This window comes from Mesorhizobium sp. WSM4846, from assembly GCF_055811415.1.
This window is the reverse complement of sequence record NZ_JBVVPZ010000005.1, coordinates 110836-123473: the sequence shown is the minus strand read 5'-3', so window position 1 is coordinate 123473 and position 12638 is coordinate 110836. Positions and strand designations below refer to the sequence as shown.

Here is a 12638-nt window from a genome sequence, read left to right as displayed (position 1 = left end):
TTGAGGCTCCTTTGCTCATGCATTGGAGACCCAGTTCTGTGCCGGAAGGATGAAAAGACGCTTTGGTCTGTCTGCTTACAGGTTTTCGGGCATGGACTCCCGCAAAGCGCTTGCACCGTCCCTACGCCAGTATGAACTGGATCAGGTTCAACGGGTCACTGCGCCGCGAAAGCCAGCAGTATCTCAGCCCCTTGCCGGGACCCCCCTGGTGAATGGGTCAAATTGAGCGGGCGATCGCCATTTTGTCAAGCGCATTCGGCCCATCAGTCGGCAACGCTAGCTGGGCGCGCGCGGACAATCGAGGCCGATATCCAGGAACTATTGAGCCTGCGTAAGCCATTTGGGCTTAGGCACAGCCTGCAACAGGCTTTTCGTATAGTCGTGGCGAGGCGCCCCGAACAGCGCCGCGGTTTGGCCTTCCTCGACAATCTTTCCGTCTTTCATGACCATGATCCGGTCGGCGAAATGGCGCACGATCGGCAGGTCGTGGGTGATGAAAACATAGGAGAGGCCGAGCCTCGTCCTGAGGTCGGCCAGAAGGTCGATCACCTGCGCCTGGATAGAGACGTCGAGCGCCGAAACCGCCTCGTCGCAGACGATCAGTTCCGGCTCGCTGGCAAGTGCGCGCGCAATGGCGATGCGCTGTCGCTGGCCGCCGGAAAACTGGTGCGGGTAGCGCTCGGCGTGCTCCGGCAACAGCCCAACCAATTCCAGGAGTTCTGCCACTCGAGCCTTCCACCTGTCCTTCGGCAGGATATCGCGGTGGATCACCCAGGGTTCGGAAATGATCGAATAAACGCGCATGCGCGGATTCATCGATCCGTATGGGTCCTGGAAGACCATCTGGACCTTGCGCCGAAACGCATTGAGGCGCTTCCCATTCATGTCGAAGATGTTCTCACCGGCAAAGACCGCCTTGCCGGCGCTTGGCGCGTTCAGCCCCAACAGCATGCGCGCGACGCTCGATTTGCCGGACCCGGACTCGCCGACGATGCCGAGCGTTTCTCCTCTCCTGACCTCGAAGCTTATGTTGTCCACCGCCTTGAACGTCCGCTTGCTGCTAAAAGCTCCGGAAGCAAGCTCATAGTGTTTGGTGAGATGTTCCACCTTGAGCAGCGTCTCGCCGGCGATCGTCGTCGAACGCCTGTTCGGCGCCTCCGCTGCGTTGCCGTGGGGCAGGGCGGCGATGAGGCGGCGCGTATAGGGGTGCTGCGGATTGCTGAAGACCTCCTTGGCGATGCCTGTCTCGACGACCTTGCCGCCGTTCATGACGATGATCCGGTCCGCCATGGACGCGGCGACTTCGAGGTCGTGGGTGATCATGATCAACGCCATGCCGGTTTCGCGCTGGAGATCGCGCAGCAGATCGAGGATCTGCGCTTGCACGCTGACGTCCAGGGCAGTCGTCGGCTCATCGGCGATCAGGATGTCCGGTTTCAACGCGATCGCCATGGCAATCATCACGCGCTGGCGCTGTCCGCCCGAGAATTGATGCGGATAGAAGTCGACGCGGTTTTGCGGCTCTGGAATGCCGACCCGCCGAAGCAGTTCTATCGTCTTGGCGCGTGCGCCCTTGCCGGCTGCCGCACCGTGGCTCTCAAAGACCTCCTCGATCTGGCGCCCCACCGTGTAGACCGGGTTCAAATAGGCGAGCGGATCCTGAAAGATCATCGCAATCCTGCGGCCGTTGATGCTTCGGCGCGCCTCGGCGCCGAGGCCTGACAGTTCGACGCCGTCGAAGAAGCAGGAGCCGGCCACGATGTCGCCTGGCGGACAGTCGATGAGATCCATCACCGTGCTGGTGCTGACGCTCTTACCCGAACCGCTTTCGCCGAGGATCACCAGCGTCTCGCCACGGCTGACGTGGAAAGAGACATCGTCGACGGCGCGTATCGGTTCATCGTTCGAAAGAAAATCGACGGTCAGACACTCCACCTTGAGAATGGTCGCGTTGCTCATCGGGCAGCTTTTCGCAATGTCTGAAGGCGCCAGCGTTGCTGCGGATCGGCGACGGTGCGCGCCCAGTTCGAGAGGATGTTGAGCGACAGCGTCGTCAGCATGATTGCAAGGCCCGGCCAGAATGCGATCCACCAGGCGGTGGCGAGATAGCCGCGGCCGTTTGCGACCATTGCGCCCCAGGTGAAGTCGGGTGGCTGAATGCCGAGGCCAAGGAAACTCAGCGCCGATTCCGACAAAATGACGGTCGCGAAATCAATGGCTGAAATCGTCATCAATGTCGGCAGGACCAGGGGGGCGATGTGCCGGATGATGATCCGGGCCGGCTTCGCGCCCATGGCTCGCGCCGCGCTGACGAACATGCGCTCGCGCAACTCCAGCACTTCCGCGCGCGCCGTTCTGAGGTAGATCGGCATGCGCGTCACGGCGAGAACGATCACCAGGTTGGTGATGCTCGGACCCAGCGTGTAGAGCACGATGAGCGCCAGCAGCAGCGAGGGAAAGCTCATGACGACATCGGCGAGGCGCAGGATGAGATGGCTGTACCAGCGCTCCGAATAGCCCGCTATCAGGCCCAGCGTTCCACCGACCAGCATCGACGCGAACACCGCCGCCGCGGCAATGCCGAATGTGTTCTGCGCGCCGACAATCAGCCTGGCCAGGATGGGCCGGCCGAGGGTGTCGGCGCCAAGGACGTAGATCCAGCCACTGGCCAGCGAGAACGGGGCAAGATTGCGCTGGCGCAGGCCCAGCCGCGAAGCGGCATCGCCCACCAGCCACGCGCCGAGGACCGCAGCGAGCACGACGATCACCAGGAAAATGGCGGCGGCGAGCGCAAGCCTGTCGCGCTTCAAATAGGCGAAAAGCACGCGGCCGCTGCCTGGAACGGCCGCCGGCTTGATGTCGGGGGTGATGATCGTCATGGCTCAGTACCGGATGCGCGGATCGAGAACCGCGTAGAGGAGGTCGATCGCGATGTTCAGGATGAAGATGGCGGTTGCCGTCACCAGGATGGTCGACTGGACGACGGCAAAATCGCGCTGGATGATCGAATCGATCATCAGCTTGCCGATGCCGGGCCAGCCGAATATCGACTCCACGACGACGGCGCCGTTGACGAGGCTGGTCGCCAGGTCGCCGGCGACCGTGACGACGGGCAGCAGCGAGTTGCGAAGCGCATGGCCGAAGATGATCTTCTGCCGCGGCAGGCCCTTGGCCCTTGCGGTCTTGATGTATGGAGAGGCAAGCGCCGACAGCATGGTTCCGCGCACGACCTGCACCAGGAGACCGAAAGGGCGAAGCATCAGCACGAAGGTCGGCATGATCCAGTGGACCCAGGTGCCGGTGCCCGATGTCGGCAAAAGCCCGAGCCCCACGGCGAAGACAAGGATGCCGACGATGGCGACCCAGAAATCCGGCGCGCTTGCGCCGGCCAGCGAGACGAGGCTGGCGATACGGTCGAAGATGCTGCCTGGCCACGCGGCCGCCAGCGAGCCGACAAGGATTGCCAAGGCGGTCGACAGCGTGATCGCGACGACGGCCAGCTTCAGCGTTTCCGGGAACGCCTCGAGCGCGACCTGCATCGCCGAGCGGTTTTGGCGCAGCGATTCACCGAAATCCAGCTGCAGCAGATCGCGCAGATATCCCAGAAACTGCCAATGGATCGGCTGATCGAGGCCGTTCAACCGCGCGAACGCGGCCCGAGCTTCTGCAGTCGAGTCCAGAGGCAGGTACAAGGCGGAAGGATCGCCGGTGAGCCGTGTCAGGAAAAAAACCAAGGTCAAAAGACCGATGACCGACAGGATGCTGTGCGACGCCCGGCGTCCAAGATAGATTATCATTTCGGATGCCCTTCGGCGGATATCGACGGAGGCAGCGGGTCAGGGGGCGCAGGGCGACGACCGCCTGGCACCCCCGTATCGCTCAGTCTTTGATGGCGATATTGGCCAGCGGTATTTCGCTGTTGGTGGTGATATCGGGCTTCCATTCCAGCCTGGTGCCAACCCGGGTATAGCCGATCATGTGGAACATCGGGATGTCCGCCACCACTTCGTTGCGGGCCTTGCCGAAGATCGCCTTAAAGCTGTTGGTGCGGGCTTCGCCGGTCGCCGCCAGTGCCTCGTCTATCTGCTTGTCGAATGCCGGATCGGCCAAGGTCGAGTAGCTGCCGCTCGATCGATAGAAGATCGGCACCGTGAAGGCCGCATCGCCCTTGTTGTTGTCATGCATCATCTGCAGGAGATTGGGGCCGCGCTCCGCCGGGAACGGCTTTTGCAGATAGCGCAGCCAGTCGGCGACATCGAGCATGGTCAGCTTCACGTTGAGGCCGGCATCCTGCCACATCGTCATCATCGCCTCCATCGCTTCGGCGCCGTTCGGATAGATGCCGTTTCGCCCGATGAGCTTGATCTCGGTGTCGACCGCGACGCCCGCCGCGCGCGCCTCTTCGATGAGCTTTTTCGCCTCTTCCGGATCATACGGCCAAGGCTCGAGCGCATCGTCATGGCCGTTGATCCCGGAGACGACCATCTGCGACGCACGCTTGACGTCGTCGCCGAACAGCTGGGCAAGGCCTTCCCAGTCGATCGCCAGGTTGAGCGCCTTGCGCACGCGCAGGTCGTCGAGCGGCGGCTCGGCGGCATCGATGCGGATGGCGGTGGTTTCGGAGTTCAGGTAGGCGAAATCCGTCTCCGGATTGCTGGCGTCCTGGATGGCAATCGACGGTGTCAGGTCGGCTTCCCCGGTCTCCACCATGGCGGCTCGAATCGAGGATTCGGGTCGCCAGACATAGGTTGCCTTGGTGATCTGCGGCTTGTTGCCCCAATAGCCGTCGAACGCGTCCAGCACCACGGTCTGCGGGGAAAAGGTCGACAGCGTGAACGGGCCGGTGCCGACCGGATCGTTCACCGCCTGGTCGACCGGCGTCTTCGGCGAGACGATCATGACCACGCTCAACAGCGTCGGCATGATGGGCTCGGGCCTGTCCGACTTTATTTCGACGGTCAGCTTGTCGAGCGGCGTCAGCGTCAGTTTGGCATCGCCGAATTTCGCAATGTTGCTGCAGGTAAGCTTGCCGCTGATCATCCTGTTGATGGAGAAGACGACCGCATCCGCATTGAGTTCGGTTCCGTCCTGGAATTTGACGCCTTCGCGCAGCTTGATCCGCCAGGTGGTCGGATCCACGCTGGTCCACTCGGTCGCCAGTTTCGGCTGGGGCTGTCCGCTGTTCGGATCGATGACGGTCAACGATTCAACTACGTTTTGGCTGAGTATCTGGCCGACATTGGTGATGATGGTGCCGCAGGGCTCCAGATTGGCCGGCTGCTCCGGCAGGACGATACGGATCTCCTGCGCCGCTTCCTGTGCGACGGCCGATGGCGCGGCAGCGGTCATCATTGCGACAGCTGCAATCGTATGAATGCTTCTGTTCATGTCTCTCCTCCCTTGTTCTTCCATTTGGGATCTTCCGTTTTGGCTGTCGCACGAGACGATCCTCCTCATCCCGTGCTGCCGACAATTTGCCGATCTCGCGGCGGCTAGGCGGCGATCTTCTCGATCAGTCCGCGCAGCGCGTCTTTCTCCTGCGGCTTCAGATCCGTCAGCGGCGGCCGAAGCGGGCCGGGTGTTCGTCCGATGAGTTCGACGCCTGCCTTGATGATCGACACCGGATAACCTTGCTCGCGATCGCGCAGAGCCGCGAAGGGAAAGAAGAAGCTGTGCAGGATTTCTTCCATTGCAGCGCGATCACCTGTCCGCATCGCCCTGTAGAAGCGCTGTGCCAATTCCGGCACGAAATTGAAGACCGCGGAGGAATAAGTCGTCACGCCGGCGCCGTTGAAGCCCTCGGCAAACAGCTCATGCGTGGGCATGCCACCGATGTAGCAGAGCCGATCGCCGAGCTTTGCAGTGACGTGGCGGACAAGATCTATCTTGCCTGTGCCGTCCTTGAACCCGATGAGGTTTGGGCACGCGTCAGCAAGGCGGGCGACCGTGTCGGCATTGGCGACCGAGTTCGCACGGTTGTAGATGATGACGCCGAGGCCGGTGGACTGGCACACGGCTTTGACATGCCGAAAAATCCCTTCTTGCGAGGCCTCCATCAGATAGTGAGGCAGAAGCAGGAGACCGTCGGCTCCCGCAGCCTCGGCGCGGCGGGCGATTTCCGTGGCGAGCGCCGTGCCGTAACCGCAGCCGGCGATGATCGGCACGTCTCCCGAGGCATCCTTGGCCGCGCGGGTAACGTCGGCGACCTCTTCCGGCGACAGCGAGAAGAATTCACCGGTGCCGCCGGCCGCGAACAGGGCAGCGGCACTGAACCCCGACAGCCATTCGACATGCGCGCGATAGCTTTCGAGATTGAGGCTGAAATCCTCGTTGAAATGCGTGACCGGAAACGACAGCAGCCCTGAAGCGACACGCGACTTGATTTCATCTGGCGACAAAGGAACTCATCCCACAAATTAATATGATGTCATCTCGATTCATATGATGAGTATACCGACGAGTCAACCGCCGGTGTTGTCCTGATTTGTCGGGCGCCGGACGGTCAGGGCGCGATAGCGCTTTATCCCGGTCATCAAATGGCGGCGCATCGCCTCACGCGCCTTTTCCGGGTCGCGGGCGAGGATCGCATCGGCGATTTCCCTGTGCTCCTGCAGAATCGGATGGTCGCGATTGGGCAAGGGGTCGATGCCGCCCATCATCGTCTTGAACTTCACCCGCGGGATCATCCGCCGGCCGACATGTTCGAGGAAGGCCTTGAACCTGGCGTTGTTGGTTGCGGCGGCGATCGCCATGTGGAACTGGAAGTCCGCATCGTCCGTGGGTTGCCCTTGCGCCATGAGGTCGGCGAACCTTTCGACCTGGGCCTCGATTTCGGCCTCTTGCGCCGGCGAACTGCGGGCGGCGGCAAGACCGGCGGCCTCGACTTCGATGCCGATGCGCAGCTCGAGCTCTTCGATGATGTCCGAGATCTTGTTCGTTTCGTCGGTGAACAGCTTCAATCCCTCGTCGACGGGTTTCGGGCCGAGAACGAAGACGCCAGCGCCTTGCCGCGATTCCACCAGCCCATCGGCACGAAGCGCGGCAATGGCCTCCCGGACCACGGTGCGGCTGAACCCGAATCGGTCGATCAGCGCGGGTTCTGTCGGCAATTTATCGCCAGGCGCATAAAAGCCGGCTTCGATCTGATCGCGCAGTGCATCGGCAACCTGAGAGACGAACGACCGCCGGGACGTTCGATGTTCGGCCTGCTGCATGGGTCCTCCCAACTTTGCCGGATCCTGAGGATCCATACTCCAAGTGCGGGCCAAAAGCGAGATCATCATCATATGAAAATTCGTGGTCCGATGTCGAAAGCCTTAAGGTCATCGTATGGCTTCTGTGCTCGGCGTCGGCCATCAGGTCGCTTGGCCCGCTTCCATCGTGCTGGGCACGGCTTTCAGTGAAATCCACGCAGTAGCGGCTTTCAGGCTGCGGCCGGCAGGTGATCGCGGACCCACCTGACGATCTGTCCCGCCGTCATTGCGCCGGATGTGCGCGCAACCTCCCATCCGCCGTGGAAGATGATCATGGTCGGGATGCCGCGGATGCCGAGCCTGCCTGCAACGGCCTGCTCATTGTCGGAATTGAGCTTGATCAGTCGAACATGCGGCTCCAGTTCGTTGGCTGCCGCTTCATAGGCCGGCGCCATCATCTTGCACGGGCCGCACCATGGTGCCCATATGTCGACGACGACGGGGAGGCTGCTTCGCGTGACCTGGCGATCGAAACTCTGTGCATCGACGTCTGCCGGATGACCCGAGAACAGCCTGGAGCCGCACTTTCCGCATTTCGCGTCCCCGGCATCGCCTGCCGGCGGCAGGCGATTGACCCCGCCGCATTTGCCGCAAACCACCAGTTTTTCCTGCGTCATTCCCATTTACCCGTCTTTATGCGCGTCGATTGTCGCCGTCACGATGCGGTCTTGAGTGGAGGATTCTGCGCAAAAGCGACCGCGTCCGAAACCTTGGCCAATTCTGCGGCGATATCGGCGAGCTTTCGATCGGCGTCGACCTTGCGCCAGTTGGACGGGGTAGCCTTTCGCTGCAATTGCCGCGACAAGATATCGACTGTGGCGTCAGAAGGACCGCCACTGCGCTCGCTCACCCGCTGCCAAAGAACGAGCGGATCCGCCTCCAGCCAGAATCCGGCGAAAGCAACGTCTCTGCCGTTTGCAGCTTTCTCGATGCGGTTGCGATCGGCCGGTCGGTCAAAGACGGCATCGGCGACCACCGAACCGCCTTCGGCAAGGATCAAGTCGGCGCGCCATGCCATTTCGCGGTAGACGCGGTCCGACACATCAGGTCGATAAGCCCTGTCCGGCAGCTTCGTCTCGGCTGGCACCCCATGCAGGGCTTTGCGGATGCGGTCGCTTTCGACAATGCGTGCGCCGGGCGGCGCGCCAACATGTGCGGCGAGTGCCTCGGCAACGGCCGTTTTGCCGGAACCGCTCAAGCCGCCGATGGCGATCAGCCGAGGAGGCTTTTCCTCGAGAAGTGTTCGGGCAAGCTCGAAATAGGATCTGGCCTCGGCAAGCAGCCCGCTGGAATCGTCACCGCTTTCCTCGATCTGGGTTGCGGTGACATGCGCGCGCACCGCGGCCCGCACTGCCATGAAAAACGACAGGAGGATGAAGCCGTCCTCGTCGTCTGCTTCGTCGAGATAGCGGTTCATCACCAGGTTGGCGAGTTCCGGAAAGCCGCGATGCCAGAGGTCCATCAGCAGGAAAGCCAGGTCGTAAAGCACATCGATGCTGGCGATCTGGTCGTTGAATTCGATGCAATCGAAGAGGCGGGGCTCGCCGTCGAAGAGACAGATGTTGCGCAGATGCAGGTCGCCGTGGCATCGTCGGATCTTGCCTGCCGTCTCCCGCCGGTCGAGCAACTCGCAATGACGTGCGAGGGCGGTGCGAAACATCCCGGCGAATGCCTTGATCTCGGTTTCGTCGAAAACATGGCTGGTGGCAAAGCCGGCTTCGTTGATGGCGAGCACGCCTGCCAGGTTCGAGGATCCGCTGCCCTTGTGGACCTCCGGCGCGCCACGATGATAGCGCACGATCATGCGCGCGACATCCGTCATCAGCGCAGGCGTCAGTTCGCCACCGACTGCCATTCGGTCGAGCAGCTTCGACTGATCGAAGCGGACCATCTCGATCGCCGCATCGACCAGTTTGCCGCTTCCGTCGAAGGCCAGCTCGCCGCCGGCCTCGCGGGTGACGCGCCGCACCCCCAGATAGAGGCCGGGGGCAGTCCTGGAGTTGAGATCGACCTCCTTCTCGCAAGCGGCGAGCCGCAGCGCCGGGGTCGAGAAGTCGACATAGGGCAGCTTGACCGCTCGCTTGATCTTGTAGGCGCGCTGGCCAACCAGGAATATCCGCGAGATATGGGTCTCGATCGCCTCGACCGGTCCGCTCTCGCCATATGCGGCAGGGTCCATCAACATCGCGGCCACGGATTGCTGATCCTCGACGATCATCGGATGCCTCTTTGTTTTGTACCCAACCTGGGGAAGCCAGCGAGCGTGGTCGCTGAAATTCCACGCCATCAGGCCCTTGCTGCCACAGCGCCTGGATATAACCAGCCAGGTCACGAATGCGTTCCGTGATGCTGCTGCTCCGGTGTTCGGGGCGTATTCTTGGCGTCCTCCAGCGGCCTGAAACCTGTTGGCGTCGGCACGTGGGCATGTTGATACGGATCAAATGATGACCGGCGGCGTTCTTGACTCAGCGCTAGCAGCGCGCCGAGCCGTCTCGCTGTTGTTGCAACGACGATTGGGCTTTGGGGCAAAATCGGGAGCAGCCGCCATGGCTTTCAGGACGATACTTGCCGTTACGGGACCGCACGAGGGAGACGGTGATCTCAAGCCTGCCGCCGACCTGTGCAACGAGATCGGCGCCCATCTTGCTGTTCTGGTCGTTGCCGTAGCTGCGCCGCCACCAGTCGGGGAGTATGCCGCGGTCGTTTCAGAAGCCTGGCTCGACGAGCGTCGGGCCGTCGAGGATCTGTTGAAGAAGCGGACTGCTGACCTGTCGGCTTTTCTCGCCGGCAGCGTGCTTTCGGCCGATGTCTCCAGCGAATATCCGGAAGCCGGCTGGGCCGACGACACCATCGGCCGCCGTGCCCGCTATGCCGACATTACGGTCATTGGACCGGAGCTGCTCGCCAACGAAACGCTGAAAAGCAAAGCGATCGAAGGCGCATTGTTTTCTTCGGAAAAGCCCTTGCTGCTCATCCCCGCGGGGGCGCAGCCGACCCTGAAGCCGAAACGCGTGCTGATTGCATGGGACGCCCGTCTGGAGGCATCGCGTGCCGTCCGCGAATCCCTCGGCCTGCTGCCAGGCGCCGATGAGGTGCACCTAGTCATGGTCGATCCGGTGGAGGACGAGTACCGCCACGGGGCCGAACCCGGAGCCGACGCCGCCGCCTATCTCGCGCGGCATGGCGTGAATGTCACAGTCGACCGGCTGCCCAGCCTGGACCATTCAGTCGTCGACGTGCTTCGCCGGCACGCGCTCGACATCGCCGCCGACCTGATGGTGATGGGCGCTTACGGTCATTCCCGGTTGCGCGAGCGCATCTTCGGTGGCGTCACCGTCTCGATGCTTGAAGACCCGTCGATGCCGATCCTTATGGCGCGTTAGCCGCCGGCGCCCGTCATTGGCATCCCTTTTAAATCCCAAGGGATACTGTTGCCGCCCATCTAGCCGTCTCATCGGTATCGGCGGAGCCGCGAATCTGTGGTAAGCCGCCGCTCAACCAACCAAAGGACGACACCTGTGAGCGAACCGACCGTGGCCGAGGCGACCGAAAGTATCTATGCCTCCCTCCGGGCGGACAATGCCGACATCGACGCGCATATCGCGACGCTTAAGGCGGCGATGACACGAGAAGGGATAAAACAGGCGGTGTTCGATCCGACCAGGCTGGCGCAGAACAACCGTTCGGGCCGCAAGCTGATGCAGGCTTATTTTCGGCAGCGCGGCGTGAGCGTGAGGTTTTCGGCCTAGTAGGGCGCAGCCTGAGGCGCCACGGCCCGCCGGCAAACATTGTGGTCCAGGATCCGCCGGGGAGTTCAGGCAAGTCCGCTTTTGGCTTCTGTAGGCCGACATGCGGCTTCCGGCCCCGCCGACGTCAAAGTTCCTGGGAAATCGGCCGACAAATGGTCAATTCAATCACCTGCGCCGGCTGCCGAGCACATCGGCGACCGACTCGCCGCTTCTGGCCTTCGGATTTGACCGGCTATCGCATGAATCTGCTGCTTTGAGCGCTTCGGCGCGGTAAGCCTTGTCTAACGCTCCGATCCGTCGAACCGACGCGAAGAACCGTGGATAGTCGCCCGAACACAAATCGAACAAGCGGAGAAACGTCGCCACCTGATCGCCGTAGACGGAAGTCGCGGCGAGCTTCGCGTTGTCAATCGGAGAATCGAACCAGACATCGTATCCCTGGTATCCACGCCAGCGAGTGTCGCGCATCTCTCGGTAGCGCATCCGCAGCCGTTCGATCGCGGCCATCTTCGCGGCCCGCTTCTGCTCAGAGGTAGCGCTGCCGTCATAGACATGGCTTAGCTCGTCCCGGGTCTGCGACACCAGCGCAAGAAATTGAGCTCTGCGCCTCCGGTCGGCTTTGTAACGGCGCAACTCGCCAGTATCACCAGCCGCGCGCAGCCATTTTCTCACGCCGGTTGTTTCGACGGCGACAGCGAATGCCTCGTTGAATGCGGAATCGTCCTTCACATAGACGCGTTGGTGGGCCAGCTCATGGAAAACTAGCCCTGCAAGGTACGTTTCATCCTGGCTGAGCATCGTGCTTAGCAGCGGGTCACTTGACCAGCCAAGCGTGGAATATGCAGTGATGCCCGTCACATAGACCTCCAGGCCCTGTCTCTGAAGTTCGACAGCGGTTTCAATCGCAGACCTTTTGGAGAAGTATCCTCGGTACGGAACGCATCCAAACACCGGAAAGCACCATGTTCGTGGCGTCAGCGAGAATTCCGGCGCGGCGAAGATGGCCCATGTCACCGCGTCCCGACCAACGTTGACATAGCTGCGGTAGCTATCGTTGTCCGGCAGCGCTAGTTCATCTATCGCAAACTGTCGGATGGCGCTCGCCGATTCCATTCGAGCGCGTAATGTCCCAGGGATCGAAGGATCGTCGATCAGCTCTTCGACATCCTGGCGCGCCGCCATGATCTCCACGTGACCCTTCAAGGATTGTGCATAGTAGGAAATGCTCGTGCAACCTGCCAGGCCGGACATCACGATCGTCGCAGCAACCGAACGAAAAAATGCACGCATCACGGTTGCCCACGGCATTTGCTCACACGTCCGGATAGGGCAAACGTCGCAACTACGCCCGGTCCCAAACAGTGGCTCCAATTTGGTTGATGTCCTGGGATGAGGGTTTAGGTTAGAGGTTCGTCTTCGGCAAGATTGTCACAATGTGGTCATTCGCTGCCAAATTGCCGAATGTCCGCTATAAGCCGGACACGGCGGCATGCGAACTATCCGCCTAGGAGGTCTTTTTGTCCTGAAGCTTCCGGTCGCAATACGGCCCAACGCTTGGTCCGCAATGCGCCTAATGTCTGTCGTAGGGGTAAACTTTGCCTTCGCCTGGAAGCGGACAACGCGGCAGACCTAGACG

11 protein-coding genes and 1 riboswitch are annotated in these 12638 nt (G+C 61.6%); of the genes, 2 read left to right on the top strand and 9 right to left on the bottom strand.

The window, feature by feature from the left end:
• Positions 1-100: 100 nt before the first annotated feature.
• Positions 101-217, bottom strand: a riboswitch (TPP riboswitch).
• A 101-nt stretch (positions 218-318) separates the two neighbouring features.
• The 8 genes from AC0L15_RS07050 to AC0L15_RS07015 all read right to left on the bottom strand — a co-directional run bounded on the left by AC0L15_RS07050 (position 319) and on the right by AC0L15_RS07015 (position 9471).
• Positions 319-1959, bottom strand: a complete 1641-nt coding sequence (locus tag AC0L15_RS07050) for an ABC transporter ATP-binding protein (protein ID WP_287244354.1) — start codon at positions 1957-1959, stop codon at positions 319-321.
• Positions 1956-2879, bottom strand: a complete 924-nt coding sequence (locus AC0L15_RS07045; RefSeq protein ID WP_473496054.1) for an ABC transporter permease — start codon at positions 2877-2879, stop codon at positions 1956-1958. The genes AC0L15_RS07050 and AC0L15_RS07045 overlap by 4 nt, the downstream gene beginning before the upstream one ends.
• Before the next feature lie 3 nt (positions 2880-2882).
• Complete coding sequence (locus AC0L15_RS07040) at positions 2883-3797, bottom strand: ABC transporter permease (RefSeq protein ID WP_128168008.1); 915 nt, start codon at positions 3795-3797, stop codon at positions 2883-2885.
• Positions 3798-3879: 82 nt separating this feature from the next.
• A complete protein-coding gene (locus AC0L15_RS07035) occupies positions 3880-5388 on the bottom strand; it encodes an ABC transporter substrate-binding protein (protein ID WP_473496053.1) in 1509 nt (502 codons plus the stop codon).
• A gap of 104 nt (positions 5389-5492) precedes the next feature.
• The gene (gene kdgD / locus AC0L15_RS07030) at positions 5493-6398 is read right to left on the bottom strand and encodes a 5-dehydro-4-deoxyglucarate dehydratase (RefSeq protein ID WP_287244350.1); all 906 of its coding nucleotides are present in this window, start codon (positions 6396-6398) and stop codon (positions 5493-5495) included.
• Positions 6399-6461: 63 nt separating this feature from the next.
• Positions 6462-7214, bottom strand: coding sequence for a FadR/GntR family transcriptional regulator (locus AC0L15_RS07025; RefSeq protein ID WP_473496052.1), 753 nt, complete (start codon positions 7212-7214; stop codon positions 6462-6464).
• Between the two features lie 209 nt (positions 7215-7423).
• Positions 7424-7870 carry a thioredoxin TrxC gene (gene trxC / locus AC0L15_RS07020; protein WP_473496051.1) on the bottom strand — a complete coding sequence of 149 codons (447 nt, stop codon included), beginning with the start codon at positions 7868-7870 and terminating at the stop codon, positions 7424-7426.
• A gap of 38 nt (positions 7871-7908) precedes the next feature.
• The gene (locus tag AC0L15_RS07015) at positions 7909-9471 is read right to left on the bottom strand and encodes a bifunctional aminoglycoside phosphotransferase/ATP-binding protein (protein ID WP_473496050.1); all 1563 of its coding nucleotides are present in this window, start codon (positions 9469-9471) and stop codon (positions 7909-7911) included.
• Between the two features lie 328 nt (positions 9472-9799).
• On the opposite strand from AC0L15_RS07015, the gene AC0L15_RS07010 reads away from it, so the two are divergent.
• Together AC0L15_RS07010 and AC0L15_RS07005 are read left to right on the top strand one after the other, a co-directional pair.
• Positions 9800-10636 (top strand): universal stress protein, encoded by an 837-nt coding sequence (locus AC0L15_RS07010; protein WP_473496049.1) that lies wholly within the window; start codon positions 9800-9802, stop codon positions 10634-10636.
• A 135-nt stretch (positions 10637-10771) separates the two neighbouring features.
• Positions 10772-11002, top strand: a complete 231-nt coding sequence (locus AC0L15_RS07005; protein ID WP_091590330.1) for a hypothetical protein — start codon at positions 10772-10774, stop codon at positions 11000-11002.
• A gap of 165 nt (positions 11003-11167) precedes the next feature.
• Here the strand turns inward: AC0L15_RS07005 and AC0L15_RS07000 are convergent, their stop codons facing one another.
• Positions 11168-12292 (bottom strand): aminopeptidase, encoded by a 1125-nt coding sequence (locus AC0L15_RS07000; RefSeq protein ID WP_473496048.1) that lies wholly within the window; start codon positions 12290-12292, stop codon positions 11168-11170.
• Positions 12293-12638: the final 346 nt, after the last annotated feature.